29 protein-coding genes are annotated in these 26,934 nt (G+C 36.9%); 9 read left to right on the forward strand and 20 right to left on the reverse strand.

Annotated elements, in window-relative coordinates:
- The first annotated feature begins 163 nt into the window (after nucleotides 1-163).
- Nucleotides 164-1,426: a transposase gene (locus C7K43_RS08945; protein WP_124006522.1), complete on the forward strand. Its 1,263-nt coding sequence runs from the start codon at nucleotides 164-166 to the stop codon at nucleotides 1,424-1,426.
- 265 nt (nucleotides 1,427-1,691) lie between these two features.
- Nucleotides 1,692-2,180 (forward strand): arginine repressor, encoded by a 489-nt coding sequence (locus tag C7K43_RS08950; protein WP_124006523.1) that lies wholly within the window; start codon nucleotides 1,692-1,694, stop codon nucleotides 2,178-2,180.
- Nucleotides 2,181-2,707: 527 nt separating this feature from the next.
- Here the strand turns inward: C7K43_RS08950 and C7K43_RS08955 are convergent.
- The 8 genes from C7K43_RS08955 to lacA form a co-directional block, all read right to left on the reverse strand.
- A complete protein-coding gene (locus tag C7K43_RS08955) occupies nucleotides 2,708-4,420 on the reverse strand; it encodes a PTS transporter subunit EIIC (RefSeq protein ID WP_124006524.1) in 1,713 nt (570 codons plus the stop codon).
- A gap of 89 nt (nucleotides 4,421-4,509) precedes the next feature.
- Nucleotides 4,510-5,940 (reverse strand): 6-phospho-beta-galactosidase, encoded by a 1,431-nt coding sequence (gene lacG, locus C7K43_RS08960; RefSeq protein ID WP_124006525.1) that lies wholly within the window; start codon nucleotides 5,938-5,940, stop codon nucleotides 4,510-4,512.
- 2 nt (nucleotides 5,941-5,942) lie between these two features.
- Nucleotides 5,943-6,293, reverse strand: a complete 351-nt coding sequence (locus tag C7K43_RS08965; protein WP_124006526.1) for a PTS lactose/cellobiose transporter subunit IIA — start codon at nucleotides 6,291-6,293, stop codon at nucleotides 5,943-5,945.
- Nucleotides 6,294-6,360: 67 nt separating this feature from the next.
- Nucleotides 6,361-7,320, reverse strand: coding sequence for a tagatose-bisphosphate aldolase (lacD, locus tag C7K43_RS08970; protein ID WP_124006527.1), 960 nt, complete (start codon nucleotides 7,318-7,320; stop codon nucleotides 6,361-6,363).
- Between the two features lie 15 nt (nucleotides 7,321-7,335).
- Nucleotides 7,336-8,268 (reverse strand): tagatose-6-phosphate kinase, encoded by a 933-nt coding sequence (locus tag C7K43_RS08975; RefSeq protein WP_124006528.1) that lies wholly within the window; start codon nucleotides 8,266-8,268, stop codon nucleotides 7,336-7,338.
- A gap of 20 nt (nucleotides 8,269-8,288) precedes the next feature.
- Nucleotides 8,289-8,951, reverse strand: a complete 663-nt coding sequence (locus C7K43_RS08980; protein WP_124006529.1) for an HAD family hydrolase — start codon at nucleotides 8,949-8,951, stop codon at nucleotides 8,289-8,291.
- A complete protein-coding gene (lacB, locus tag C7K43_RS08985) occupies nucleotides 8,951-9,466 on the reverse strand; it encodes a galactose-6-phosphate isomerase subunit LacB (RefSeq protein WP_124006530.1) in 516 nt (171 codons plus the stop codon). Before lacB ends, C7K43_RS08980 begins: the two co-directional genes overlap by 1 nt.
- Before the next feature lie 25 nt (nucleotides 9,467-9,491).
- Nucleotides 9,492-9,920 carry a galactose-6-phosphate isomerase subunit LacA gene (lacA, locus tag C7K43_RS08990; RefSeq protein ID WP_124006531.1) on the reverse strand — a complete coding sequence of 143 codons (429 nt, stop codon included), beginning with the start codon at nucleotides 9,918-9,920 and terminating at the stop codon, nucleotides 9,492-9,494.
- A 190-nt stretch (nucleotides 9,921-10,110) separates the two neighbouring features.
- Here lacA and C7K43_RS08995 point away from each other — a divergent pair, with 190 nt between their 5' ends.
- Genes C7K43_RS08995 through C7K43_RS09005 form a run of 3 tightly spaced genes read left to right on the forward strand, consistent with a single transcriptional unit; the run spans nucleotide 10,111 to nucleotide 12,342 of the window.
- On the forward strand, nucleotides 10,111-10,614 hold the full coding sequence (locus C7K43_RS08995) for a PTS sugar transporter subunit IIA (RefSeq protein ID WP_124006532.1): 504 nt from the start codon (nucleotides 10,111-10,113) through the stop codon (nucleotides 10,612-10,614).
- The gene (locus C7K43_RS09000) at nucleotides 10,607-10,912 is read left to right on the forward strand and encodes a PTS sugar transporter subunit IIB (protein WP_124006533.1); all 306 of its coding nucleotides are present in this window, start codon (nucleotides 10,607-10,609) and stop codon (nucleotides 10,910-10,912) included. Before C7K43_RS08995 ends, C7K43_RS09000 begins: the two co-directional genes overlap by 8 nt.
- Nucleotides 10,913-10,932: 20 nt before the next feature.
- On the forward strand, nucleotides 10,933-12,342 hold the full coding sequence (locus C7K43_RS09005) for a PTS galactitol transporter subunit IIC (protein WP_124006534.1): 1,410 nt from the start codon (nucleotides 10,933-10,935) through the stop codon (nucleotides 12,340-12,342).
- 89 nt (nucleotides 12,343-12,431) lie between these two features.
- Here C7K43_RS09005 and C7K43_RS09010 read toward each other — a convergent pair whose 3' ends face one another.
- Nucleotides 12,432-13,184 carry a DeoR/GlpR family DNA-binding transcription regulator gene (locus C7K43_RS09010; protein ID WP_124006535.1) on the reverse strand — a complete coding sequence of 251 codons (753 nt, stop codon included), beginning with the start codon at nucleotides 13,182-13,184 and terminating at the stop codon, nucleotides 12,432-12,434.
- Between the two features lie 159 nt (nucleotides 13,185-13,343).
- Between C7K43_RS09010 and C7K43_RS09015 the strand changes: the two genes are divergently transcribed.
- Nucleotides 13,344-13,820, forward strand: coding sequence for a GNAT family N-acetyltransferase (locus tag C7K43_RS09015; RefSeq protein WP_124006536.1), 477 nt, complete (start codon nucleotides 13,344-13,346; stop codon nucleotides 13,818-13,820).
- A 206-nt stretch (nucleotides 13,821-14,026) separates the two neighbouring features.
- On the opposite strand, the gene C7K43_RS09020 is transcribed toward C7K43_RS09015, so the two are convergent.
- Nucleotides 14,027-14,602, reverse strand: coding sequence for a TetR/AcrR family transcriptional regulator (locus C7K43_RS09020; protein ID WP_124006537.1), 576 nt, complete (start codon nucleotides 14,600-14,602; stop codon nucleotides 14,027-14,029).
- 134 nt (nucleotides 14,603-14,736) lie between these two features.
- Here C7K43_RS09020 and C7K43_RS09025 point away from each other — a divergent pair, with 134 nt between their 5' ends.
- Both C7K43_RS09025 and C7K43_RS09030 read left to right on the forward strand, forming a co-directional pair.
- The gene (locus tag C7K43_RS09025; RefSeq protein WP_124006538.1) at nucleotides 14,737-15,264 is read left to right on the forward strand and encodes an HXXEE domain-containing protein; all 528 of its coding nucleotides are present in this window, start codon (nucleotides 14,737-14,739) and stop codon (nucleotides 15,262-15,264) included.
- A gap of 267 nt (nucleotides 15,265-15,531) precedes the next feature.
- The gene (locus C7K43_RS09030; RefSeq protein ID WP_147061468.1) at nucleotides 15,532-16,050 is read left to right on the forward strand and encodes a hypothetical protein; all 519 of its coding nucleotides are present in this window, start codon (nucleotides 15,532-15,534) and stop codon (nucleotides 16,048-16,050) included.
- Nucleotides 16,051-16,236: 186 nt separating this feature from the next.
- On the opposite strand, the gene C7K43_RS09035 is transcribed toward C7K43_RS09030, so the two are convergent.
- The 3 genes from C7K43_RS09035 to rplM form a co-directional block, all read right to left on the reverse strand.
- Complete coding sequence (locus C7K43_RS09035; RefSeq protein WP_124006540.1) at nucleotides 16,237-16,974, reverse strand: alpha/beta hydrolase; 738 nt, start codon at nucleotides 16,972-16,974, stop codon at nucleotides 16,237-16,239.
- Between the two features lie 246 nt (nucleotides 16,975-17,220).
- The gene (rpsI, locus tag C7K43_RS09040; protein ID WP_124006541.1) at nucleotides 17,221-17,613 is read right to left on the reverse strand and encodes a 30S ribosomal protein S9; all 393 of its coding nucleotides are present in this window, start codon (nucleotides 17,611-17,613) and stop codon (nucleotides 17,221-17,223) included.
- A gap of 15 nt (nucleotides 17,614-17,628) precedes the next feature.
- Nucleotides 17,629-18,075, reverse strand: coding sequence for a 50S ribosomal protein L13 (gene rplM, locus C7K43_RS09045; RefSeq protein WP_307723696.1), 447 nt, complete (start codon nucleotides 18,073-18,075; stop codon nucleotides 17,629-17,631).
- A gap of 320 nt (nucleotides 18,076-18,395) precedes the next feature.
- Between rplM and C7K43_RS09050 the strand changes: the two genes are divergently transcribed.
- Entirely contained in the window at nucleotides 18,396-19,706 is a 1,311-nt protein-coding gene (locus C7K43_RS09050) for an ISL3 family transposase (protein WP_124005169.1), read from the forward strand.
- Between the two features lie 479 nt (nucleotides 19,707-20,185).
- On the opposite strand, the gene scrK is transcribed toward C7K43_RS09050, so the two are convergent.
- The 7 genes from scrK to C7K43_RS09085 form a co-directional block, all read right to left on the reverse strand.
- Entirely contained in the window at nucleotides 20,186-21,061 is an 876-nt protein-coding gene (scrK, locus tag C7K43_RS09055) for a fructokinase ScrK (RefSeq protein ID WP_124006543.1), read from the reverse strand.
- Between the two features lie 87 nt (nucleotides 21,062-21,148).
- A complete protein-coding gene (locus C7K43_RS09060) occupies nucleotides 21,149-22,090 on the reverse strand; it encodes a nucleoside hydrolase (RefSeq protein ID WP_124006544.1) in 942 nt (313 codons plus the stop codon).
- Nucleotides 22,091-22,204: 114 nt separating this feature from the next.
- Entirely contained in the window at nucleotides 22,205-23,275 is a 1,071-nt protein-coding gene (locus tag C7K43_RS09065) for a BMP family lipoprotein (protein WP_124006545.1), read from the reverse strand.
- Between the two features lie 337 nt (nucleotides 23,276-23,612).
- On the reverse strand, nucleotides 23,613-24,107 hold the full coding sequence (locus tag C7K43_RS09070; RefSeq protein ID WP_124006546.1) for an LURP-one-related/scramblase family protein: 495 nt from the start codon (nucleotides 24,105-24,107) through the stop codon (nucleotides 23,613-23,615).
- Between the two features lie 9 nt (nucleotides 24,108-24,116).
- Nucleotides 24,117-24,995, reverse strand: coding sequence for an SPFH domain-containing protein (locus C7K43_RS09075; RefSeq protein WP_124006547.1), 879 nt, complete (start codon nucleotides 24,993-24,995; stop codon nucleotides 24,117-24,119).
- A 74-nt stretch (nucleotides 24,996-25,069) separates the two neighbouring features.
- On the reverse strand, nucleotides 25,070-26,023 hold the full coding sequence (gene trhO / locus C7K43_RS09080; protein WP_124006548.1) for an oxygen-dependent tRNA uridine(34) hydroxylase TrhO: 954 nt from the start codon (nucleotides 26,021-26,023) through the stop codon (nucleotides 25,070-25,072).
- Nucleotides 26,024-26,162: 139 nt separating this feature from the next.
- Nucleotides 26,163-26,897 carry an alpha/beta fold hydrolase gene (locus tag C7K43_RS09085; protein ID WP_124006549.1) on the reverse strand — a complete coding sequence of 245 codons (735 nt, stop codon included), beginning with the start codon at nucleotides 26,895-26,897 and terminating at the stop codon, nucleotides 26,163-26,165.
- Between the last annotated feature and the right edge of the window lie 37 nt (nucleotides 26,898-26,934).

The raw sequence follows: 26,934 nt of genomic DNA on the forward strand, positions 1-26,934 counted from the left end.
GGTAAAACCCTATGAAATGAGGATTTGGCCTTTCCGATTTCTATTTTTTTAGAATTTCACGGTATAAATGAAAATAGAAAAAAGAATCATAAGAAAAGCCGACAAATCGAGCGATTTCCACTATAATAGTAGTAACGACAAAACTAAATAGGAGGCTTTTCTTATGAATTCTGAAACTATTGTACCATACAATATCAACTTATTTGAAGATTTTGATTGCGGACCGCTTCAAGAGTTTGAAGCTCTATTAAATCAGATCCCTTACCAGCACTTGATCCAGGAATTAGATGACCGACGTGCGAGCGGACGCGATGATTGGCCGAACGACGCGATGTTTCGCTGCTGGATTGCGATGTTTGTCTTCCATCATCAAGGGCCCACGGAGTTAATCAATGAACTTGAGCGGAATCCTTTTTTACGTCATGCTTGTCATCTTGAACCACGCTACAATCGAAAAAACGGCCGCAAAAGTTTAGCTCCTAGTCCTTCAGCTTTCACACGATTTCAAAGGCGACTGATCGATGTTCAAGACCTGCTCGACGCCCTATTTGCCCATATGACCGAGGAGCTACAAGAAGCGCTCTCCGACCTCGGCGAAAGCTTAGCTTTGGATGGCAAAATTATTGAAGCCTATGCCCAAAGACCGCCAAAAAAGAAAAAATGCGAGGGGCGCCGAGATCACGATGCCAATTATACCCAAAAGTCTTATACCTCTACGACAAAAGAAGGGAAAATCCAAACAAAATCCGCTTGGTTTTATGGTTATCGCGTGCATCTAATCGCCGATGCCAGATATGAGTTGCCCCTTTTATTTCGAGTAACACCCGCGGCGAATGGGGAAAAAACGGTGGCTAAGGAAATGGTGGCCCAAATGCCTTCCTGGCTGGCGGAACGTTGCGACCATTTATCCGCAGATAAAGGCTATGACGGAGGAAAATTACGCGAGATCATTGAAGATCGAGGGATGAAGCCGATCATCGATATCGTAAATCATTGGCAAGGAGAAAGCACCCGACAATATCAAGATACCGACTTCGTTTATACTTATAAAGGTGAAGTTTATTATGTGAGCCATCGAGGAAAGCTTATCCGAGCGCAATACAAGGGGTATCATGCCGCTTCGGACACCCTTCGTTATGAAACGCATCCGAAAAATGGGGCGGGGATTCATCGGGTTTCGATTCCACGCGCCGAAGATCCACGGGTCTTTAACTTGATCGGGCGGGATTCGAAAAAATTTCAACGTTATTATAACGAGCGCTCCGCCGTGGAACGGGTTAACGGCCGGATCGACCGCGATTATCTCTTTGAAGATCATCGGATACGGGGCTTAGCGAAAATGAAATTGCATGTGACCACCACATTTTGCTTGATGTTAGCGAAGAAAAAACGCGCCTTAGCCCAAGAAAAACGACCCGCGGCGTAACTCTCGCCATCATAAAAAAACACGGTGTATTTTTACCCGTGTCTTTCGTGCGCTCTTTTTTAAAGAAAGACTGTTCAAGAAAAAAAGAAAACGTTTATTTTTCCTTATTAAAATGGGAAAAAACGTGGATTTTCTTCTTTTTATTTCTTTTTTTATCTTTTTTACGAAAAAAATGAAGCAGCGCAAAAGATTCTCATTAGTTAGCACTTTACTTATATTTCTGCTATAATCAATATGAATTAAAATACATGCAGGGGTGAATAAATTGCATAAAAATGAACGGCAAACATTAATCAAGCAAATAATTACTCAATATACGATCCGTACACAAGAAGAATTATTGAAGCGGTTACAAAAAGAAGACATTGCGATTGCTCAAGCAACAATATCTAGAGATATACGTGATTTAAAAATAATCAAAACAATTGATGAAAGTGGTAGACCAAAATTCACGTTATATGATTCTACACAAAAGCAAAACGAAGAGGAACAAGATAAATTAATTAATTTATTTAACGATATTGTTACCAAAATTGAACACGTCCAATTTTTAACGATTATCCATACACTTCCTGATAATGCTTCGTTATTAGCAGCAATGATTGATGAAGTTCATCTGCCCAAAGTCAAGTGCACTCTGGCCGGATTTGACACAGTAGTTTTGATCGTTTCAGACGAAACGCACGCCATTGAAATGGAAAATTATTTTAATGAGATATGGCAAGCGCAAACAAATAATCAACTAGAAAGTTGAAAAGCAGGCAAAAGCGTGGCTGTTTTTTTAACGCATATTTTCAAAATTAAATGGTTCATAAGTCTTAGCTGTGTACACATCTTTTTAAAACTGACATTCAGAAAGTTACCTAGGTAACTATAAAGACCCCTATTAACATTTTATGTAACAACAAACAACAAAACTTGTTGTTCTACGTTTCACTAAGTTTTTTATTAAGATGTTAAATACCATCTCAATACTTATAAACTAGTTTTGAAAAATATAACTTTTGCTTAGCGTTTACCTAGGTAGACCTAGATAGTTACCCACTCTGTTACTAAGCTCGTAACTCCTTGTGCCATTGTAATGATAATAATACTAGTAATTAAACACCTTTTTTTTCCTGGTTATCATCCCGGTCTTACTTAGTTGTTACTCCAGACAAACTAATTTGTACATTTACTATTAATATCACTATTTTAATCTATTAATTTACTAAAAGACAAAAACGAAAAGTATTTGAGAAATGAGTTTTTTCATTTCTCAAATACTTTTCATTTAACTTATTATTCACTTAAATTACTCAATACAAAGTTCAATGCTTCTTCTGGCGCCTGCGTCATTTGAACATATTCCTTACCTTTTGCAACAATCACTTTAACTCCATATTTATCAGCATCTTCTTGCACATCATCACGATACATTTTGACTTGTGGTGCTAAAACTACAACATCATAGTTCGGCATTAAATCATAATGCGAACCATAGGCAGCGCCTTTAGCTGTTATCGGAGCATTTTCTTTTCGCGCTGCCTCATTTAAAGCTCCCGCTAGTTGCTCGCTGGTTCCAGCGCCTGCACATATAACTAAAATACGATGTTCTTTAGTCTTATCGACTAGTTCGCTTTCTGTTGCAGACGTAAGTTGTTCGCTTGCTTCAACTGAATTGTCATTTTCTTCATCAGAGCCAGATTCTTCAATTTTTTCTGCGTTAGCTGCTTCTTCTTCAAGTAACATTTTATCGTAAGCACGGCAGAATGGGTAGTATATCAGAACATCGATTACAATCAGTAAAGCGCTTAAAACTAGCGCCAACCAATCAAAGTTAGTTCCTAAGAATAATCCTAATGGGCTAGGCGTAGCCCATGGCAGTACATACATGACACCATTCATACTAAGTACATCGACAAAGAACTTACCAATAACAACATTCGCCACTGGGGTAATCAAAAAAGGTACAAGAAAATAAGGGTTCAAAATAATTGGTGCAGCAAACAATAACGGTTCATTCACCGCAAACAAGACTGGAATAAAAGAGGCCTTCCCTACTGCTTTTAATTGTTTTGATCGCATTGCAAACATAAAGATAAACGGCACAACCAAAGTTGCTCCGGTTCCCCCCATTTCACCGAGAAAATTTCCCATATTTTCTGTCAATGCATGAAAAGGCCTTTCGCCAGCTTGAAATAATTCCAAATTTTCTGCCGTATTTCCAATCAATGCAGCAGTAATCGCCGGTTTGACAACGCTCGGGCCATGAACACCGACAAACCAAAATAACGCTACCAAAAACCATACTATTCCCATACCAAGGTAAGATTCTACACCACCAAATAACGGCGCAAATAACCGAGTTAAAATATCCGCAAACGGCACGCTGAAAACCAATCGCGCGAGAATATCAATAAATGCACAACCTAATACAGAAAACGAAAAAGCAAAAATATCGCGGAAATTTTGTGAAATTGTGCCTGGTACTTCTTTTGGTAAGCTGATCGTAATATCATGTTTGATGCAAAAACGAAATACATTTACAGTCAAAAAAGCAGAGACAAAAGCCGACAAAAGCCCATGTGTATCCATATTGATTGCTTCAAAATTACCCACGTTAGTCTTACTTACAGCCAGCAATAAAAAACCTGAGACGGAAGCCAACATTACAGATGTTTCACCGATGGTTTTTCCAGCTGGCATTTTTCGATTCATCGAGCCGGCTAAATTTTTTGCTGTCGTTCCAGCAACCATTAATCCAACAATCCCCATTGTGTATTCATAGATTTTATTAAACCAATCTGTCAATGTTTGTGGTAAGGCAAAATCAATACCCAAGCCGGTTGCGATCACTTCAGGAATATTAGCTAAAAGTAAAAAGATACTTGAAAATAAGATAACCGGCATCACGTTAAGAAAACCATCTTTAATCGCTTGTAAATAAATATTGCGTGAAATTTTTTCAAATGTGCTTTGATATTTCTCAAATTGTTTGATGAGCTTATTCAACAAAAACACTCCTTGTTTTTCGCAGATTACTTGAGACTATGGGTTAAAACATTCATTTGCTAGAAATTTTATCACAGCCCCAAGCATTTTTATTCATTTATCATTGTTGCTGCTAGTTCTTTAAACCATAATGCGCTTTTTTTGATATAACGTTTTTGTGTTTCAAAGTCTACATAAAATAGCCCATAACGCTTGTTGTAACCATTCGCCCATGAAAATTGGTCTTGCAAAGACCAAACAAAATAGCCTTGTACATCTACGCCTTCTTCACGAGCTTTCAACACGGCATCCATATGCTGGTCAATATAATCAATCCGTGGAGTATCATCGATGATTTCATCATCGGATGTAGGAGTTTGGTCCTTATACCCCATGCCATTTTCTGTGATGTAAATTGTTTTGCAATTTTCATAATCATGGGAAACACGTTTAAGGGTATCGTAAAGACCTTTAGGATAAATATTCCAATCCCAATCAGTTTGCGGTATCCCAGCTTTTTTAACCGATTCTCCGACCCCTTTAAATTTAAAAGTAGATGTGCCTTTTTCCCCTGTGCCGTTAAAGTGGCTAGTACTTTCACCTTCATAACTTTGAATAAATTCATTTTGATAATAATTGATTCCAAAGTGATCATTTTGTGCTGCTGCTTGCTTCATAATATCAAGATCACCATTTTCAATTGTTAATTCAGCTTCATTTATACCTAAAATTTCATTGATCGAACTCATTGTATCTTCAGAATAGTACCCCAAAAACGCAGCATCTAACACAAACTTATTCATAAATGCATCTTTTAACTTCGCCGCGTGACGGTTTTCTGCAGTATCTGAGATTGGATAAACCGGGGTTAAATTGTGAATAACTCCGATATGACCAGACTTATTTAATTCATCCTTATATAAATTAACTACTTGAGCATGTGCAAGCATCTCATTATGCTGTGCTTGGATCCCGTTAGACACATCAAAATGATGATTGGGGGGAAAATTACCTTGAATAAACTGCGAATAAGCTAAGGGTACTGGTTCATTCATCGTAAACCAGTTAGTAACTTCTGTGAATTCTTCAAAGCAGAAACGCGCATAATCGACAAAATAACCAATCGTTTGGCGATTAAGCCACTCTCCTTCATCAAATAATGTTTTTGGACTATCAAAGTGATGCAAGGTTACATATGGCTCTATACCGTTATCAATGCATTCTTTGAAAAGTTTATGATAATAATCTATCCCAGCTTGAACTGGTTCACCATGCCCATCAGGAAAAATTCTTGTCCACGCAATTGACACACGAATTGCATTTAAACCATGTTCCTTGGCTAAACGGATATCTTCAGGATAACGATGATAAAAATCACTCGCAGGATCTGGTGAGAAACGTCCTTGCTCTTTAAGATAATCATCCCACATTGTTTTTCCTTTTCCGTCGGCTTTAGTATTTCCTTCAACTTGATAAGCTGCTGTAGCGCCGCCCCAAACGAAGCCTTTTGGAAGTGATTCAACTCGATTCAATAAAGGCATTTTTATAATCCTCCCTTTTCTACTCTTTCTTCTAATTTTAAAATACGTTCATATTGATCGATCATATAAACGATTTCATCTTTTAGCATCATCGTTGTCATGAGAGTATCTTGTCCGTGTACCATAATAAAAGTCACATCTAATTCTGCACCGCCTGCTTCTTGAGTTAACAGACTGGTTTGCTGGTTATGAGCTTCATTAATATTTTCATTGGCTTCAGCAACAAGTTCGCGTGCCTGCTCAAAATTTCCTTGACGTGCTTGTTTCAGTGCATCAAATAAATCTGCTTTGGCATCTCCGGCATAGGCCACTAACGCAAAGCCAACGTTTGAAATTGTTTCTTTACTAGTCATTTGTTACCTCCTAATATTAGTGTTTTAAAAAAATTAAAAATTCTAGTGAGTTTTTCTAACAATAAAATTACATCGGTGTTGCAGTTTTTTGTAGTACTTCATTTAATTCTTCGATATTTTTTCTGCCTTGTGTCTGCATCCATTGTCTAGCTGCTTTTTCTCCTTTTGTTGCAAATATTTCTACACCGTCCGCCCAAGTAGCGCGGCCACATAAAACGCCGTTAAACTCCGACCCGGCTTGCTTAGCAAAACGCAGTGTTTCCTGGAACATATCTGCAGTAACACCAGCACTTAAAAAGATGAACGGTAACTTCGTCGACTGGGTTTGCTCTTTAAAATACTCAAGAGCTTCTTCTTGAGTATATGCTATTTCCTCCTCGGCATATCCTTCAACGTAAGCCATATTAACGGGAACCTCTACTTTTAACACGTCTACACCGTAACGAGATTTCGAAAATTCTTTCATGGCTTCATTGACTTTATGTGGTTTTTTTAAAGCAAATTCTTTCGTACTATTATCAGAATCAGATGCATCATAAGTAACCAATTCCAAGAAGAAGGGGATTCCTTCTGCTTTGCACTCGGCACCGATTCTCTCAACAATTACATGCTTTTGTTCATTGATTTCATCAGATTCATCCACATCATAGTAGAGCAAAAACTTACAAGCATCAGCTCCTTGTTCTTTGATTCGTTGCACTGACCAAGTTGGTAAAAGGTCTGGCAAACGGCCAGGAACGTTTGTATCATAGCCCGTTTGTTCATAAGCTAATAATTCGCCTGCATGCTTATCTTTTACTTTTGTTGCTGGAAGCCCGTATTCCGGATCCAACAAGATCGCAGAAGTATACGGTGTTAGTTCTGCAGAAACAATTTCTTTAAATTTTTCAATTTGTTTAGCAGTTGCTGGTTCACCTTGATACTTGTTGATCATTTTTTGCAAAGCGCCTCGTTGATCAATTGCTAAGGCACTAATAATATGATTTTTGTCACTTAATTGCTTCATATAACTTTGTTTATCTACCATTTCGCACCTTCTTAATTAAACTTCTTTTACTTGAATCTGATCGACTAATGCTTGATAATTTTGCATATTCACATGTCCAGTCCTTTTTTCCTGTGCGTTCAGCATTCCCAATACATTACCGTGTTTTAATACATCTTCGTCATTTTGTTTCATCTCTAAAGCTTGCGTTAGCCCAGCAACAGTGGCGTCCCCTGACCCTACTGGATTAATTACATCAATTTGAGGGATCGTCACTTGATAAAATGTATCGAAATGTTTAGCAAATGCACCATCTGCCCCCATGGAAACAACAATCCACTCAATGCCATTGAATAAAGAGCTTGATAAAACATGTTTTAAGCTTTCTAGATTATTTTCAATTGGTTTTCCGAGTAAAGCAGCCAGTTCTTCGATATTAGGTTTAATTAATAACGGCTTGGCTTTACTGGCTAATACTTTTTGCAAAACAGTACCCGAGCTATCCAACACAACGAGTTTGCCTTGTTCATTACACAAAGTGATCATTTTTTCATAGTAATCATCTGACAGACCAGCAGGCAAACTACCTGAAAAAGACAAAATATCTGCTCCTTCGATTAAGTCTGCAAAATATGCTAAAAAAACTTCTGCTTCATCCTCTGAAATTACCGGTCCTTGTTCTAAGATTTCCGTTTGTTTTCCTTCATGCAATATCGCAATACAATTACGCGTTTGGCCATTAATCGTAAAAAAATCATGCTGAATTTTTTTATTTTCTAGTTCTGTCTGAATAAATTCACCCAGATGACCGCCAATCATACCGCTTGCTAAAACATTCGCTCCGGTTTGTTGCAAGACTCTGGCAACATTTAATCCTTTACCACCGGCGGTTTTTGTCGTATTGGTGACACGGTTCACTGTATCCAGCTTGAAATTTTCCAAAGGATAGGAAATATCAACCGAAGGATTCATCGTCACAGAGATAATCATGTCCTTGCCTCCTCGTTGTTTTAATGAAAAAGGGCAGCCGCTTCGTGCAAATTGGGCACTACAGCCACGGTTTTTTTCCTATCTTCTTCGTCTGGTGGTGTCCAATCGGGTACCATGACCACATCGATTCCTGCTTGAGAAGCAGCCGCTACTCCGCTTTTTGCGTCTTCGAATACTATCGCCTGTTCTTTGCTTGTTTGAGCTATTGTTAAAGCATGCAAGTAAATATCTGGCGCAGGTTTGTTACTTTCAACTTCTTCTCCACTGATAACTCCGCTAAAAAATTCTTCAATTCGCGCTACTTGAAGCGTTTGCATAATCATTTTTTTAGAAGAAGATGAAGTAAGGTAGCAATTTCCCCCATTTTTATTCAATTCTGTTAAAAGATTCACTGCACCCCTTTTCAAAGACAAATTCCCATTTTCTACCTCCGCTTGAAAAAGTTCCATCGATTCATCGAAAATTCTCTGACCTAATGTTTCATCATCGACTAATTTTTGTAACCGATAAATGGTATCATCAAACCCTTTTCCAATATAATTTACGTGATCTTTTTCGGTATATGGATAACCATGTTTGTTTAAAATTCGATGACGTGTTTCATAGTAAAGTGTCTCAGTATCAAACAATAATCCATCCATATCAAAAAAGAAGGCCCCTTTTTGGTATTTTAAATTTTCCATTAATCGTAATATTCACCACGATTCCACTTTTCGATAAACTCATCAAAGAAATGCGAATCTTCTTGTTCAGGACGATTTTTTTCGACCTGATCGATTTTGGCAATTAATTGTTTATTTTCTTCTGTTTCTTTGTATTCTGCTTGAATAAAAGCTTCAATAGTATCGCAAATCAAAAATTCACCTGCGATTTTCCCTCCGAACCCAATAACATTCGCATTTAATTCTTCCTTGGCATAAACGGCACTCGACATATCGCGCACTAAAGCTGAACGAATTCCTGGCACCTTATTTGCAGCGTTACATATCCCTACGCCAGTACCACAAATACAAACACCTAAATCAGCTTCTCCATTAGCCACTGCCTCGCCAACTTTTTTACCATAAATCGGGTAATGCGTACGCGTATAGTCATAAGCACCGACGTCTAATACTTCATATCCTTTGTCTTTCAAAAAATCTGAAACAGCGATCTTAGTATCTGTCACAATATGGTCATTTCCTATTGCAATTTTCATGAGTTTATCCTTCTTTCTTTTAGTATTACGCCATTTTATTCAACATGTCCACGCGAATTTGATGTCTACCACCATCATAGCTTGCATTTAAAAATTCTTTTACGATGTTTTTCGCTAAAGTTGGCCCTGTAATCGCAGAACCTAATGTAATCAAACGACAATTATTATGTTCACGTGTCATAAAAGCGGAGCGTTCATCTGAAACTTCAGCTGCCACCATTCCCTTCACTTTCGTGGCTGTCATAAAACTACCAGCACCGTAAGCATCAATTGCAATTCCTAAACTATCTTCATTCTTTAATAGATCTTGTGCGACTGCTAAAGTTGCTTCAACAAAATCGACCGATGCTTGTTCACTTTTATCGACCACTTCATATCCTTCTTCTTCTAAATAAGACTTGAGGGTCTCCTTCAATGGCATTCCTTGTTGATCTGAACCGATTACAACTCTCATTCTACTTCCTCCTTCATATTTGTTTTCCTAATTCAAGTCTTATACTAAAACATAAACAAACATTTGTAAACATATATATTTTGAAAATGTTCGATTATTATTGACAACCAAACAAAATAATTTATAATAATAATTGAAAGCGGTATTATTCAACCATTAGCAAACTAAATTGAACGAAAGGAGGTTACCAATGACATCATTTGGCACTCTATTTACGAAAGATCGTATCTATATCTCAAACCAAGTAAAACAAGAAGACGTATTTGCGGAAGTTTATCAAGATTTATTAAGGCAGGACTGTGTAACAGAAGAATTTTTGACAAATTTGCTTGAACGAGAAGAAAACTATCCAACCGGTATAGCATTAGCTCCTGTTGACCTTAAACTACCTAATATCGCTATCCCGCATACAGAAAGTCAATTCGTCAAAACAAGTGGAATTGTACCAATAAAATTGAACAATCAAGTTATCTTTCACAACATGATTAAACCAGAGGAAAAATTAGACGTTTCATTTTTGTTTATGATATTAAATCAAAATGGTGAAGAGCAAACTGGTTTACTAGCTGCAATTATGGATTTTATTAATTCATGCGACAAGGACGAACTAGTTACTTTTTTTAATACGGAAGATCCTGCTGAGCTATTTAATTTTTTAGAAAATAATTTTAAAGGAGTAATTGCAAATGATTAGAATTTTAGCTGCATGTGGAGCTGGAGTAAATTCCAGCCATCAAATCAAAAGCGCACTAGAAAAAGAAATGAAAAATCGTGGTTATCAAGTAAAAGTCGATACTATTATGATCAAAGACATTAACCAAGACAAATTAGAACACTATGATATCTTTACTCAAATTGCTAATTCAGATCTTGGCTTTGACATTGAAATTCCTGTAGTTGATGCAGGTCCAATTCTTTATCGTATTCCCACAATGGCTGAACCAGTCTATCAAGAGCTTGAAAACACGATCAAAAAACTGGATAAAAAGTAACTAGATAAAGGGGACACATTATGAGTACTATTATCGAAATAGCTAATACAATTTTTCAACCGCTGATCGACTTAGGGGCAGCTCCCATGATGACTATTGTCTTAACATTGATCGCCTTAGCATTTAAGGTCAAACCTTCACGTGCATTAGAAGGGGGCCTAAAACTCGGGATTGCTATTACCGGGATCGGCGCGATCATTGATATGCTGACAAGTTCATTCTCACAAGCTATGGCAGATTTTGTTGAACGTACTGGGCTTTCTTTAAACATTACCGATGTCGGCTGGGCCCCACTGGCAACCATTACCTGGGGCTCACCTTATACGCTTTATTTTCTATTAGTTTTAGTTATTGTAAATGTTATTATGCTCGTGTGGAAAAAGACAGATACATTAGATGTTGATATATTCGACGTTTGGCATTTAGCTTTTGTTGGTTTATTCACCATCTGGTCTGGCGCTAATTTATTGGTCGCTACAGCGTTAGTCATTTTCATTGGTATTTTAAAAATCATTAATTCTGATTTGATGAAACCAACTTTCAACGACTTACTAGATGCGCCAGAGAATAACCCTATGACCACGACTCATATGAATTATATGATGAACCCCATCATCATGGTTTTTGATAAGATTTTTGATAAGATATTCCCTTGGTTGGACAAATATGATTTTGACGCGGCCAAATTAAACAATAAAGTTGGTTTCTGGGGTTCTAAGTTTGCCATAGGTATTTACCTAGGTATATTTGTAGGTTTACTTGCCGGACAAAACCCAACTGAAATTTTCGAATTATCCTTTACTGCCGCTGTCAGCTTAGAGCTATTCTCACTTATTGGACAGTGGTTTATTGACTCCATTGAACCACTTTCTCAAGGAATTACCGATTTTGCTTCTAAACGCTTGAAGGGGCGCACCTTAAATATCGGACTTGATTGGCCCTTCTTAGCTGGGCGTGCGGAAATTTGGGCAGCAGCTAACATTTTAGCTCCAATTATGTTGTTAGAAGCAGTAATATTACCAGGGAATTATCTATTACCTTTAGGCGGAATTATCGCCATGGGTGTTACCCCGGCATTACTAGTGGTCACCCGAGGCAAAATAATCCGTATGATCGTCATCGGTGCCATTGAATTACCTGTGTTCTTATGGGCGGGTACCTTGGTTGCTCCATTTGTTACAAATATGGCCAAAAATGTTGGCGCTTTTCCTGAAGGAGTTGCAGCCAACCAATTGATCTCCCAAACAACTATGGAAGGTCCAACGGAAAAATTCTTAGGCTATCTCGTTGGTAATGCCTCGCAAGGACAAATTGAATTTGGCATTTATGCAATTCTTGCGCTTATTGCTTATCTATTGATATTTATGTGGTATCGCCGTGAAATGAATAAACGTAATGCTGTTTATGCAGCTGAAAAAGTAGAAAACTGAGTATCGTTTATAAGAAAGATAAAAATTCGCTAACTTTAACTACTGCTGATAAAGTTAGCGAATTTTTTAATTTATTTTAAATAGCTTTTTTAAACAATGACGTCCACTTCTTTTTCAATCTTTTGATAAGTATCGTAATCATCGTGATTCATCACCACAGCAGTAACATCTCGCAAATTATAATAAGTATAAAAATCTTCTTTTTCAATTTTTGATGAATCAACCAATAAATATCGCTCCACTGAGTTATCTAAGGCGATCGTTTGCGTTTGACCTTCTTCAATGGTTGCAGTCATAATTGCATTTCCTTTAACCGCATTGGAACTAAAAAAAGCTCGGTGAAAATGCATATCCTGTAGCGCCTTATTCGTTATCTCACCAAAAAAGGCCTTCGTTAATTTTCGCATTTCACCGCCCACCAAATAGACTTTGATATTCCCTCTTTTTTCGCTTAGCGTCTGAAATACTGGCAAACAATTGGTCACCACACGCAGATTATTAAAATTCATGATTTTAGCTAATAGTTCAATTGTTGTTCCTGGACCTAAATAAATTGTTTCATCTTCTTGAATCAGTTCCACTGCCTTTTGGGCAATTTCATTCTTTTCTCTTTTATTAATAATCTGTTTATCAGTATGCGATAACTCTTCTGGTTGATATACATTCAATGTTTGCGCCCCGCCGTGTACTCTTTTTAGGCGTCCTTCTTTTTCAAGCTCAGTCAAATCGCGTCTAACCGTCATATCAGAAACTCCTAGTCGATCAACAATATCATTGACTTTAATTGCCCGTTTTTGATCCACTAAGGTAACAATTGCATCTAAACGTTCTTCTTTTAGCATTATTTTACTCCTAACTTTTTCCTCTTTATTTATATTTTACAAAAACAAACAAAAATTTAAAACAAAAACAAACAGTTTTAGAGTAAATTTACGTATTTATTGACAAATATTCACCTATTGCATACTATACTAGAAAAGTACAGTATAAGGAGTGTGGCAATGACGATAAGAAATTTACAAGAAACCGACAATAAACAATTGGCTCAGTTAATTAAAACTTCTTTGGCCTCAGTTAACTTAGACAAGCCAGGAACAGCATACTTTGATCCTCAGTTAGCCCATTTATCTTTTTTCTACGAACAATTACCTCATGCACGCTATTGGGTTATTGACTATCAAGATAAAATTATTGGGGGCGTCGGCATCGCACCTCTGGAAGAAATATCCAAAGTTTGCGAGCTACAAAAACTTTATGTGGATAGTAATTTCCAAGGCCAAGGCCTTTCAAAAAAATTAATGGAGGTTGCTTTAGACTACGCAGCCAAGCACTATGAAGGATGCTATCTTGAGACTCACACGACTTTAACTAACGCATGGCATCTATATGAAAAATACGGGTTTGACCGCTTAAACCAGCCTTTAATTGACAGTGAACATAGTGCAATGGATCTCTGGTATTATAAGAGACTAACTTAACGTCGCATTTTATAGTGGCTTATTAGTCGGCCTAAGGCTCCTAAATAATAAATGTCCGAACTATAGTGAGATTGCTTCTGCGATTAACCGTCGCAAATTTACGACGATTAGCAAATCTCATTAAATATAGTTCGGATATTTTTGTCTTATTTTAACTTATATCACAGTCTTATTCGTACAAAGTATCTTTTTTACACAAAAATGGATTATATGTCGCTAGTTTGATTCCTCTCATCTAGCATTAAATGGATAAACGTATAAAATTTCTCTTTCATTTCTTCTGGCGTTTCTCTTACCTCTGAAACTAACCAATCCTTTAATAAGCTCTCAAAACCACCAAAACTAAACAATAATGCTTGCGTAACCAGCTCTTCCCCATATTGCTGAAACAGTACTTTTTTTATTTTTGGATATATCAAAAGAATATGTTGAAATAATTCGTCTGTCAGCAGGGAATTTAAGCGATTTTTATTAAGTGCTCGCAAAAAAGGAAGAAAGTCCTCCATCGTAGAAAACAGCAAGTAAGCAATATTGGCAAAGCTTAGATCTGTGTGCATTTGAAGATTTTCCATATACCGTGCTACTACTTGCTCTACGCCAATCTTTAAGATATCTGTTTTTTTCCCAAAATTCCGATAGATAGTTTGTCTAGAAATCATCGCAGTATTTGCTATATCTTGTATCGTGATTTTATCAAAAGGTTGTTTTTCCATTAGTTCCATTAACGTTTGAAAAATCAAGTTTTTAGAAAATTGAGCTTTAGCATTACCTTTGTTTTTCATATATCCAATCCTCCTTTTAAAATAGTGACAAAACAACCTTTTATGTGACGATTCAAATATTTTATTGTTTTTTTATCTCTCTCCTCCTACAATAATAGTGACAAACGAAACGATTTTCAAGGAGGAGAACAGTGATGGAGAATACACAACTACAGTTAATCATTTGGTCATTACCAATTTTATTCATGTTACATGATCTTGAAGAGATTATCATTGTAAAACCTTGGCAAATAAAATACAGAACCAAACTTTCGCATGCAAAACTGAAACCTTTTAATCATTTTAAGTCACCTGAATCAGGAGCAGTAGCTATATTGATTGAATTCATTATTCTAACTATTGTTGCGCTATTGGCAAGTCTTTATCAAACTTATCTATTATGGTTTGCTGTTGATTTTGTTTTTATCTTTCATTTTTTTGGACATTATGTTTTGAGTCTTGTTTTTAAAGGCTATGTACCAGGATTATATACAGCAATTATTTTGCTACCCCTGTGCTTAATCAATATTATATCCTTTAGTTCCTTATTAACCCCAAGCTGGGTAAAGGTTATAGCTATTTGCCTGATCACATTACTAATCTTTGTTTTATTTTTTAAAGCGTTAACTAAATCAATTACTATTTTTGATAAGCTTTTACAATACTACAGTCAAAAAGAATAAAAAATATTTATGCCCAATCAAATTTTGTCAATGACTTAGTAAATACATTTTTTTCAGCTCTTTATCAAAATCTTAATCTAGCTAGAATCTCTACTTCTTTCTATTCGAAAGACGAACGATAGAAAAATAGTAGTTGACTAAAGTTATCCATAAAGGTAAATTAGATATTAGCGTTTTAGCAATAGTTTTCTAAACAAAATTATTTTGCTCAGTCCATATTGTAAGAAAAAGAGAGGAGAAAATGTCATAGCTAGTATATATCTTCTTTTGACAGATAATAAGACTACTTTATCTAGGTGCATTCAATACTATACACGTACCTCTTTCAACCACTCGTCTATAGCTTTGGATTTTTCTTTGAGCCATGTGTATAGTTTTGGTAGAAAAGAATATTTTAATCCTTTGAACGGTGGCTTTGTCAAAGAAAACTTTTATCACTCCTGGTTTCTCCAGTCAAATTGTAAAATATATAAGTTTGATATAAGTGAAAATCAAAAACATCATATAGAAAGAATACTAGAGAATTTCGAAAAGAATAAATATCTATACAGATATAATTTTTTTGGCCTCATTAGTATTCCTTTCAATAAAAACTGGGGAAGAGAAAATACATTCTTTTGTTCTCAATTTATCGCTTACTTACTTGAAGAAATTGGAGTTACGTTAATAGAAAAACCTAATTATTTAATAACGCCTGCTGATTTAGTTCTTTTTTTAAAACCCCAATTAATCTACAGTGGAAAAGTCAGTGATTACTTAAATAAAACAACTTCTATAGTTGGCTAACCGCCATTCAAAATAAAAGCTGACAAGCAAGAAATAACGTTATCTAGCAGCAATTATTCATATACCAAAATTCATTCATATTTAAAAAAAGCGACGGTTTAAATTCCGCCGCTTTCTTTTTACTATTTTCTTTTTTAAAAAGCCAAAGAAAGCTTAGAGAAACTTTCAAAGTAAAAAGCAATTAGTCTACTCTTCTTCTAATTCATCTAACCATTCAATAATATGTTTACTGATTTCTGTTTGTTGCGCCTTATTTGAGATCGTTGCAGCAGAATCGCCTTTTTGGGCACCATACATACCAAATCCTGCATGGTTTCCTCCTTTTATCTCAATATATTTCGTTTGCTCTGGTAAATAGTCTTTGGCTTCGTGGTACTTTTCCAAGTTTAATACTCCATCATTGGACGCAGTAATTGAAAGAACAGATAAATCCGTATTTTCTAAATTCCCTTTTTTATCTGGATAGCTAGCTAAAAAAATCATTCCTGCTACTTCCTTTGGATGTTCTGCTGTAAAGCGACTTGCGATTACCCCACCAAGTGAATGACCAGCTAAGACAAATGTTTCTTCTGAATGGTCTTCAATAATCGTTTGTGCGGCATTCTGAGAGAAAACAGCTAAGTTTAAGGGCATATGTAGCACGTAAACGTTATAGCCCGTAGAAGCGACTTGTAAAGCCCACTCACTGTAACTCTCAGCTGTAACAAAAGCTCCAGGATAAAAGATAACTCCTATTTTCGCTGTCTGTCCGTCTGAATAGAGATCATAGCCCTTTTCGTGTATCGCTTGTTCACTTTGCTGTTGAGCAGACGCAGTAGGTGTGTACGTACTTTGGTGTACATAAATAGCTCCGGCACCAAGTAACATAATTAAGATAATTAAAATAGCTCCCAAGATCTTTTGCCATAATGCCCACTTTTTCATTATTTTACTCCTTTAATGTTTTTTACTGTGAATACTACTTATTTTACACTAACTAACTCATACAAACATAGACCTACATCTTGAAAGATGCCATTGGAAATTAGATAGCCCTCCAAAAAAGGCGTTTAATAAAATTCCTAAATGTCTTAATAATAAACGTCATACCCATAAACGTACCCAAACAATAAAAAAAACACTCTCCAAAAGTTTTTGGAAAGTGTTACAAATGCTAATATATAGCCCATATTAACGTTTTGAAAATTGTGATGATTTACGTGCTTTCTTACGACCTGGTTTTTTACGTTCAACCATACGTGCGTCACGAGTAAGTAACCCAGCGCGTTTTAAAGCTAAACGAAAATCAGGATCAACTTCTAGTAAAGCACGAGCGATTCCATGACGAATCGCACCAGCTTGACCTGCATAGCCTCCACCGTCTACATTTACAAAAGCATCATATGTGCCATTTGTTTCAGTAACGCCGAAAGGTTGGTTGATTACTTCACGCAAGTCAGCATGTGGAATATATTCTTCAACATCTTTTTTATTTACAGTAACTTGACCAGTACCTGGTACTAAACGTACGCGGGCAACTGCATTTTTACGACGGCCAGTGCCGATATATTGAGCTTGTGCCAATGAAATTCCCTCCTATTAGATTAAGTTTGTAATGTCCAATACTTCTGGTTTTTGAGCAGCATGCGGATGAGTTGCTTCACCATAAACATGTAACTTCATGCCTTGAGCACGGCCCAAAGTGTTTTTAGGTAGCATACCCTTCACAGAAGTTTCAATCAAACGACGAGAATTTTTAGCACGCATTTCACCAGCTGTGGTTGTGGTTAAACCACCTGGGTATTGAGAATGACGGTAATACTTTTTATCAGTCGCTTTATGACCAGTTAATTTCACTTTATCTGCATTAATTACAATAACATTATCACCTGTATCCACGTGAGGTGTATACGTTGGTTTATTTTTTCCGCGAAGAATCGATGCTGCTACAGTAGAAATACGTCCCAAAGGAACATCTGTTGCATCGATTACATACCATTTACGGTCTGTTTCGCCTGTCTTAGCCATATATGTTGTACGCAAGATTTTTTCCTCCAATTCAATTTCGAATGTTTGACATACACTTGAGTTTCCGGGGCTCTCGTGGGGCAAACAATACCATTTAATATAATACCTAGAAAAAAGCGTAAAGTCAATGTTTTTCTACTAACAATAAGAAAAAATATATAAAAAGAAGAAACCTACGGCAAAATTGTGGCTCTATAATTTCTAGTGTTGGTAGACAAGAATGATTTTCTTGTAGCCCATACTAGTTTTTTTATATTTTCTGAGCAAAATAGAAAACAGACACCTTGAAAACCCGTAGAATAAAGGTACCAAACAAATATCCAAAGGAGTGTTTCAAGATGTCCATCTCTCATTATACTAAAGAAATCCTAGATATCCTAGACTTAAATCTGACTTTTGAAGAAGATTGTTTCCAAAAAGAAGCCATTAACGGCGTCATTTGTTTTGTCTTTTATGGTCAGCTTTCTTATCGTCCACAAGCCTGTTTTCACTGTGGCGAAGAAGATACGGCTTGTTTAATGAAATGGGGATTCAAGGAAGTGACGATTCAGCTTAACGATGTGAGTGAATACAAAACCTTACTTAAAATGAAGAAACAACGTTTTCGTTGTAAAACTTGCGGGAAAACTTCTATCGCCGAAACCAGTGTCGCGGACCGTCATTGTTCGATCGCTCGACGCGTCAAACTCGCCATTGCAGAAAAATTAGCTCAACCCTTGTCGATGTCAATGGTCGCCCGGTTGAAGCATGTTTCGCCGACGACAGTTTTACGTGTGCTGCATAGTTTTCAACCTAAACAGCTAACCCCCAATACTTCCTTACCGGAAGTACTTTGTTTTGATGAATTTCAATCGGTCAAACGAGTTTCTGGTGCCATGAGTTTTATTATGATGAATGGGAAAACGCGGCAACTCTTAGAGATTGTCGCTAATCGACAACTGCCTCATTTAGAAGCCTTTTTCGCTCGTTATCCTAGAGAGGAAAGAGCCAAGGTGCACTATGTCGTTTCGGATTTTTACAGTCCGTATGCTTCCTTAGTTAAAGCCCTTTTTCCTAATGCGCAGTTAGTCATTGATCGTTTCCATATGAGCCAACATATTGGGCGAGCTTTCCAACAACAACGGAAACAAGTGATGAACACCTTTAACCGTCGGCAAAAAGAATATAAGCACCTCAAAAAATATTGGAAACTTCTACAGAAAAAAGCTTGGGCACTGGATTACAAAAAACGATATTGGCGGCCTAGTTTTCGGGATCATTTAACCGAGCAAGAGATTGTCGACCGCTTATTAAGTTATCATTCCACGCTTAGACAAGGCTATAAAATCTATCAATCGTTCCTTTCTGCATTTCATAAGCAAGATATCGAACGTTTGGATCAATTATTAAAAACCGATTTGTCTCAGCTTCCTGACCCGTTTCAGCCCGTAGTCAAGACCTTTCGCAAGTATCGACAAGAGATCCGGCTGGCTTTAACGGTGCCTTACTCTAATGGTCCTTTAGAAGGTTTAAATAATCATATTAAAGTCCTAAAACGAGTCGCTTATGGTTTCCATAGCTTTGAGAACTTTCGGCAACGGATCTTTTTATACCGAGGAAAGTATTTCCAACCCGGACCCTTACCTATACAAACTAAAAAAAGCAGCTAGACCATAGCGCCTAACTGCTTCCTTTATTTATCGAGTTTTCTTTACCAACACCAGTTGACAAAGAGCCAAATAACAAAGACGAGGAGCGTTAAATCCACTCCTCGTCTTGTTTCAATAAATCATAATCATTGAAAGCATAGATACCCGTCTGCTTTTAGTTTATAGAATTATTGAGGAAGAAAAACAATATCCATTACTCATTATTCATTTATTGAGTAACGTTTTGCGCTTTCTTTCCTCAACATTTAATTATTGAGGAACAAATCATCGTTTCCTTCCTCAATTTCAGTCATTTTTAACCATTTTAGAAGTTTCCCTCTTGTTATTGAGTAAAACTTTGCCTGTTCTTTCCTCGTTATTCATTTATTGAGTAAGACTTTCTTATTTCTTTCCTCATTTTTTAATTATTGGATAACCAATCGTCATTTCGTTCCTCAATTTTCCAACTATCACTATCCTAATTCCGACGCCTCTATTTATTAATTCACATGTAAGTCTGCTTTTTTTGCCAAAGCTAAACAGCCAAAAGTCCCCGCGTCATCTTCTAGAGATGGCGTCACAATGTAGTTTTCTATTTTAGGTGTTTTTACATAATTATTTAATAATTCTTCAAAAGCTCGGTGAACTTTTTCCACCATATGACGTTGTTTCATTACACCGCCGCCAAAAATAATCACATCCGGTGAAAACAGCAAGGTTGTGTTATACGCACATTGAGCGATATAAGAAGCCTCGATTTCCCAAACAGGGTCATCAGCTGGAATATCTTGTCCTTTTTTTCCTGCTCTGGCTTCGATTGCCGGACCCGCTGCCATGCCTTCCAAGCAGTTGCCATGAAAAGGACAGTTCCCTTTAAAATTATCGTCTGGATGAGGTACAACTAACATATGCCCCATTTCAGGGTGGCTAAATCCTTCAATAAATTGATCCTCTTGAATAGCTCCGCCACCGATACCTGTTCCGACAGTATAGTAAACAACGCTTGATAATCCTTTGCCTTGTCCAAAAACATATTCTCCATAAGCTGCAGCATTAACATCGGTAGTCCAAGTAATCGGAATATCAAAGACTTTTTTTAACGTTCCCACAAAATCAAAATTTTGCCACGCTAATTTAGGCGTAGATGTAATATATCCGTAGGTCTTGGAGTCTTGATGTATATCAATAGGACCAAATGAACCGACACCAATAGCAGCAAGTTCATTTTTATACTGTTCAAAAAAAGCAATAACTTGTTTCATTGTTTCTTCTGGTACAGTCGTTGGAAAACTAACTCTTTCAGTAATTTCTAAGTGTTCATTAGCAATAGCACAAACAAATTTTGTACCTCCAGCTTCGATTGACCCATATAACATGAATGAATGCCCTTCCTTCTTTTTTGTATTCTCTTTCATTTTAAAGAAAAAAAGGGTAGAAAGCCAGCAGATTTTCAATTTAATTGCTTATTTGTTTTTTTGATTAGCCAAACTGGTAATATATTCAAAAAAGGGTTCTCGATCAACCGAATAGACCAATGCTACCTCACGTCCATTTGCTTGTTCTACTAATTTGCCTTGGCTCAGCCCTTGCTCGACCACAGTAGAAGATACAGCTTTCTTTTCTACTAGCGAATCATTACCAAATACTGCTGCGGTCAATACATCCCATAAGAAATAGGTAGAATTTGTTTGAAAATGAACCAAAGGCGGGACAACCGCATAAGCTTGCCCCAAAAAGTCGAGCCCTTCGTCTGCACGTTTTTTCGCCCATTGATTACGAATTTCATTCGTTAAAGGTACTTTGTTAGTACTTTCCAATGCGACAAGATTAATTGGGATATTGGACCGCCAAACACTTGCGACCGCCTCAGGATCCCAAAAAGCATTCCATTCTGCTGAACCGTCATGTTCAGGTTCTTCAACATTTCCTTTATCTAAGAAAGTTCCACCCATCCAGTAAAGCTCACCAATTTTCGCTTCAATTTCAGGCTGTTTTTGTAAAGCACGCGCCAGATCTGTTAAAGGACCTAAAAACACCAAATCAATTTTTTCCTTTGCTTCTTGTAAAACCTGAATCAAGTGATCATGAGCAAACGTCTCTGCTTGTGGTGTTTGAATCGGTTGATATTCATTTAAAATAGGTAGTGCGTCGACAGTAAAAGCATGCATGCGCCATTCTTTAGGAAAGGGATTTTTCGCTCGAGAATTGGACGATGCAACTTCAATTTTTTGTTTTTCACCAAATTTGTCGATAATTTTACGGCTTGCTGAAACTGCCGGCTCTACATAGCAATCTGCCGGGGTAACGCCCACTCCAGTTACTTCTACATCTTCCATTTGCAACAACAAAAATAATGCGACCAAATCATCGACGCCGCCATCATGATTTAAGTATACTTTTCTCATAATCATTTTCCTCCATAAAACAGTAGTGTTTATAGTTCTTAGAGAATTATTTTACTAAAAAAATTGTACTGCTTAGTGTCTCTAAAAGTTAACTAAATTTTTATCATAGGTATCTCAATCTAAAGTGTTGTCTACTTTAATCTCTTTTGCAATAATTTTTTCCCGTGCTTTTTCAACTGCTTGTTTTGCTTCATTCGGAAGGTTGCCATCAGTCAGACCCACCGCATCGTCTTCTAGGCCATAAACAACATGTTCGTTGCCAGGGAAATCTCCTTTGTCGGCTTTGGTCGCCAGATCTTTAACAACTGAACCTACTTCTTTTAATGTAGACGTTAAAGTAAAGTTCTCCTTTTCACCCTCTTTTGTGTAATAGCCCTCTTCTTCTTGATCCCGATCAACACCAATTACCCAAACTTTTTCATCGCTTGTTTCATTTAATGATTTTGCTTCCTGGAACATACCATTCCCAGTTGCACCAGCTGCTGCGTAAATAACATCAGCATCTTGTCCATAGATACCTTGAGCGATTGTACGTCCTTTATCAGGTGCATCAAATGCCCCTGCATATTGACTGATAATTCTTATGTCTTTATCTAATGCTTTTGCTCCATCATTTACACCTTGTTGGAACCCAGCATCAAATGATTCAATTAAACCAACTTGTACTCCGCCAATAAAACCTACCACATCTGTTTTGGTTGTGTAACTAGCCGCAAGCCCTGCCAAATAGGCTGCTTCATTAGATTGAAAAGTAGCAGATGTTACGTTATCGAGCCCTTCTATAACCTCATCAACCATCACAAAATTCTTATCTGGATTATTTGTTGCTTCTTCTTCGATTGCATCTTTCAATTGAAAACCAATACCAAAAATCGTTTCAAAACCAGCACTCAATGCCTGATCAATATTAGGAATATAATCAGATTCGTTACTCGATTGAAAATATTGATAACCATTATTTCCTTTTTCAAGTTTATTTTCTTTTCCCCATTCAACCATGCCTTCCCAGGCTGATTGATTAAACGAACGATCATCAACGCCATTAGTATCGGTAATTAACGCCGTAGTCGTTGCCTGTTGTTCTTTTTGGTTAGCATCTGCGTTTTGAGCACTGCTACATCCACTTAGTAACGCAATCATTCCAATCACTGGTAGTACTACTTTTACTTTGTTCCCTATTCTCATTTCACAACTTCCTCCAAAAACGAATATTTTTAATGTATTACAATTAAATTATACACATATATTTCGTAAATCAAAGAAATAATGAAATTTAAAGGGTAAAAAGATAATTAATTCCCTTTAAACGCGAACGATAACCGCCTTCCCATATGATTTAGTACATAAATTCCTATTCTAAACAAAGAGCTGGTTTACTATTCATTGTCGCTTGAAACATTATAGAAAAAATTGCGTAAAACTTGAAAGGTTGAGGAATGCTATAAATCTACTACTCAATAAGTCTTTAAAAAGTTAAAAACGCACTTGTTTCCTGATCATACCAGAAAACAAATGCGTTTTTTCATGAACCTGAGCTACTCGCTGCAGCTTCATCTGCTTTTACACAATCAATTGCGATGACTAATGAAATAATTAATCGTTCCATTGATTCATCAAGAATGGTTACTTCATACGTATCGCCCCAAGAAAACCATCGCTTCGTAATCTCTGCTACTTTTTCCCCTTGAGCAGAGACAGCAAAGTTCATATCCCACCAGTTACCTTGAATCTCAATATCTTGAGCTGAAATAGTGTACCGTGATTTAAAAAAAGAAAGCTCCTTTTTAAGAGTAATCCTATCGTTACCGTCGACTTCCACAAAAAATTTGGGCAACCAGGTGAATGTTTTCTTAGTGATCTTTCCGATTTCACGCTGTTGTTTGTCATGAATCAGAAAATGTTTGGGTATTTTGAAAAAGCTACCTTCAACAAAATAGCATGGTTGATCATGTTCATCTGTCACGGTAAATTTTTCACTTAAACTAAAAACTTTTTGTTTGATGTATAGTTTTTTCATCAGCGCCTCCTAGCTAGAAAGCTCATCGCCTAAGTCTCCGGTATTAATTACCGGTTGTGTGCCATTGTCGGTAATGATTGAAACCAACAAATTATTGATCAGCTGTACTCTACGATCATCAGTAAAACGAATATCTTGTCCTGCTTCAATTTGTTCTAAAGCCATTTGCGTCATAGTCACAGCTCCTTCAACAATTGTTTGTCGCGCCGACAAAATAGCTCTAGCTTGTTGTCTTTGCAACATCGCACTAGCTATCTCCGTTGAATATGCTAAGTGGTTTAAGCGTGTTTCCACTACTTCCACACCAGCGACTTCCAAGCGTGCCTGCAATTCTTTTGTCAGCTCATCTGATACATGTCCTGTGTCCCCGCGCAAAGTTACATCTTTATCTTCAAAGGTATCGTAAGGATATTGTGAAGCGATATGACGAATCGCTGTTTCGCTTTGGATTTCGACAAAGTCTTGGTAATAATCGACATCAAATAATGCTTTTCCCGTATCAACGACTTTAAAAACGATAACTGCTGAGATCTCAACGGGATTCCCATCTAAATCGTTGACTTTTAGTCGTGCACTATTGAAGTTACGAACTTTCAATGAAACATTGATTTTTTGCGTCAAGGGCGTGGTAATAAACAAACCATTAGACTTGATCGTACCCAAATATTTCCCAAAAAATAAAATGGCTTTAGCTTGATTTGGTCCCACGATTGTTAATGAACTAATGAATAAAATTGCAATCAGCCAGATAAAAATACTTAGTACTAATTCAAGGCCACTTTCATTGGTAACACCTAAATAAAATAAATAGGCTCCACCTATCATTCCAATAATTAAAATAAGCAATCCTAAATAGCCATTGACATGAAACGTCTTTTTCTCTTCCATTTTTCAACCTCCTTTTTTCCATCATATCTTAAAATGAAAAAAGTTCCAAACCAAAAATGATTTGGAACTTCTTTTTAAACAGCAGCTTCTTCTTTTATTTGAGCTAAGCGGGCATCGCGTTCTTCAGCTGAAATTTGATGTCTTTTGACATAAAGGTTATCTTCACTTGCAGCACATTCATAGCAACAGCCACCCAAATGTTTAGCTTGATTTTCTTCTGAAGCTAAGATTTGACGGTTACAGGCTGGGTTAGCACAATTCACATAGCGTTCGCAAGGCGTTCCATCAAACCAGTCCTTGCCTACAACGTGTTTATCTACGTCATTAATTTCCACACTAATACGTTCATCAAAAACGTACATTTTACCATCCCATAATTCGCCACGTGTATTTGGGTCTTTGCCGTAGGTCGCAATGCCACCATGCAATTGTCCTACATCTTTGACGCCTTCACGTAACAGCCAACCAGAGAATTTTTCACAACGAATACCACCAGTACAATAGGTCACTACCTTTTTATCCATGAATTTTTCTTTGTTATCTTGAATCCATTGGGGTAATTCCCGGAACGTACGAATATCTGGTCTAACAGCACCACGAAAATGCCCTAGGTCATATTCGTAATCATTTCTAGCATCTATTACAATGGTATCTTCATCTTGCAAAGCTTCTTTAAATTCAGACGGTTCTAAATATTTGCCGGTTAATTCATTAGGGTCAACATCATCATCTAAATGTAGAGCAACCAGCTCTTCTCTAGGACGAACGTGCATCTTTTTAAATGCATGGCCTTGTGCTTTATCTACTTTAAAATAAGTATCTTGGAAACGACGATCTGCATGCATATGATCCATGTAAGCATTCGTTGCATCGACAGTTCCAGAGACTGTCCCATTAATTCCTTCTTTAGCTATCAAAATCCGACCTTTTAAGCCAAGTTCCTTACAAAACGCCAGATGCTCTTTAGCAAACTCTTCTGGGTCTTCAATTGGTGTATAATTATAATAAAGTAATACCTGATAGTCCATTCTTGTATATCCTCCTTCAATTTTCACAGACATATTATAGAAAAAAAAGCAGTAAAAAACGAAATTTACGCTTGTGATCTTTCTGACAATACCCATGATATAACTAACAAACGTAAATTTCAATTTTCTATCTATTTTTTTATAAATGAGTAGCAAAAAATTCAGCCACTTGATCCATGGTAGGAACTTTGACCATGTGCCGTTCATTTGCAGCATGAAAAGTAAGCTCAGGACCTAAGTGATTCCGTACAAAACGATCCGTTTGGTCAAAAGGAATTTTTTCATCGTGTAAACCATGCCAGAAAAATATAGGTCTTTTTTTAATTTCAGTATATTGAGAAGCTAGATCATAGTGATCAATCCAACTTGTTAAATACTCATAATCTTTAGGTAATTGGATATTTCTTTCTCTAAGTAATTTTTGCAATTCTTGGCGATAATCAATTAAAGATGGCGAACCCATCACACAGGCTGCCACATCAATTTCTGGATGTTGGGTTAATAAAGCACAAGTCGTCATACCACCCATCGACACGCCGCCTACTCCCAATTTGCCATTCGTTAGCCCCAATTGAGAAAAATAATTAACAATAGATTCAAATTCAAATAGATTGGTATGAATACTTTGAAAAAAGGTCAATGAAGGAATTTTGGAAATAGCTGCTTCGCGTTCGCCATGGTTTTGCGCATCCGGTAGCACGGCACGGAAACCCTGTTGGGCTAATTTTCTTCCTTGGGTTAGCACTAATTCTTTTGACGTTTGCCAGCCATGGTAATACACAATCAACGGTAGCGCGTTATACAAATTCTCTTGCCCCACAACCTCTAGAGTAGGGATTGATCCTATTTTACGTTTACGAACCGCTATTTTCACTAACGCTCACCTGATTTCATTATTCAGTTAAAAAAAG

This window comes from Tetragenococcus koreensis, assembly GCF_003795145.1.
In the GTDB taxonomy this organism is placed as follows: domain Bacteria; phylum Bacillota; class Bacilli; order Lactobacillales; family Enterococcaceae; genus Tetragenococcus; species Tetragenococcus koreensis.

Bases quoted from the DNA above. Each gene is read 5' to 3' on its own strand.
- C7K43_RS08945 (WP_124006522.1), top strand. From the start codon at position 164: ATGAATTCTGAAACTATTGTACCATACAATATCAACTTATTTGAAGAT.
- lacG (WP_124006525.1), bottom strand. From the start codon at position 5,940: ATGCCTTTATTGAATCGAGTTGAATCACTTCCAAAAGGCTTCGTTTGG.
- C7K43_RS08965 (WP_124006526.1), bottom strand. From the start codon at position 6,293: ATGACTAGTAAAGAAACAATTTCAAACGTTGGCTTTGCGTTAGTGGCC.
- lacD (WP_124006527.1), bottom strand. From the start codon at position 7,320: ATGGTAGATAAACAAAGTTATATGAAGCAATTAAGTGACAAAAATCAT.
- C7K43_RS08975 (WP_124006528.1), bottom strand. From the start codon at position 8,268: ATGATTATCTCTGTGACGATGAATCCTTCGGTTGATATTTCCTATCCT.
- C7K43_RS08980 (WP_124006529.1), bottom strand. From the start codon at position 8,951: ATGGAAAATTTAAAATACCAAAAAGGGGCCTTCTTTTTTGATATGGAT.
- lacB (WP_124006530.1), bottom strand. From the start codon at position 9,466: ATGAAAATTGCAATAGGAAATGACCATATTGTGACAGATACTAAGATC.
- lacA (WP_124006531.1), bottom strand. From the start codon at position 9,920: ATGAGAGTTGTAATCGGTTCAGATCAACAAGGAATGCCATTGAAGGAG.
- C7K43_RS08995 (WP_124006532.1), top strand. From the start codon at position 10,111: ATGACATCATTTGGCACTCTATTTACGAAAGATCGTATCTATATCTCA.
- C7K43_RS09000 (WP_124006533.1), top strand. From the start codon at position 10,607: ATGATTAGAATTTTAGCTGCATGTGGAGCTGGAGTAAATTCCAGCCAT.
- C7K43_RS09005 (WP_124006534.1), top strand. From the start codon at position 10,933: ATGAGTACTATTATCGAAATAGCTAATACAATTTTTCAACCGCTGATC.
- C7K43_RS09010 (WP_124006535.1), bottom strand. From the start codon at position 13,184: ATGCTAAAAGAAGAACGTTTAGATGCAATTGTTACCTTAGTGGATCAA.
- C7K43_RS09015 (WP_124006536.1), top strand. From the start codon at position 13,344: ATGACGATAAGAAATTTACAAGAAACCGACAATAAACAATTGGCTCAG.
- C7K43_RS09020 (WP_124006537.1), bottom strand. From the start codon at position 14,602: ATGAAAAACAAAGGTAATGCTAAAGCTCAATTTTCTAAAAACTTGATT.
- C7K43_RS09025 (WP_124006538.1), top strand. From the start codon at position 14,737: ATGGAGAATACACAACTACAGTTAATCATTTGGTCATTACCAATTTTA.
- C7K43_RS09035 (WP_124006540.1), bottom strand. From the start codon at position 16,974: ATGAAAAAGTGGGCATTATGGCAAAAGATCTTGGGAGCTATTTTAATT.
- C7K43_RS09050 (WP_124005169.1), top strand. From the start codon at position 18,396: ATGTCCATCTCTCATTATACTAAAGAAATCCTAGATATCCTAGACTTA.
- scrK (WP_124006543.1), bottom strand. From the start codon at position 21,061: ATGTTATATGGGTCAATCGAAGCTGGAGGTACAAAATTTGTTTGTGCT.
- C7K43_RS09060 (WP_124006544.1), bottom strand. From the start codon at position 22,090: ATGAGAAAAGTATACTTAAATCATGATGGCGGCGTCGATGATTTGGTC.
- C7K43_RS09065 (WP_124006545.1), bottom strand. From the start codon at position 23,275: ATGAGAATAGGGAACAAAGTAAAAGTAGTACTACCAGTGATTGGAATG.
- C7K43_RS09070 (WP_124006546.1), bottom strand. From the start codon at position 24,107: ATGAAAAAACTATACATCAAACAAAAAGTTTTTAGTTTAAGTGAAAAA.
- C7K43_RS09075 (WP_124006547.1), bottom strand. From the start codon at position 24,995: ATGGAAGAGAAAAAGACGTTTCATGTCAATGGCTATTTAGGATTGCTT.
- trhO (WP_124006548.1), bottom strand. From the start codon at position 26,023: ATGGACTATCAGGTATTACTTTATTATAATTATACACCAATTGAAGAC.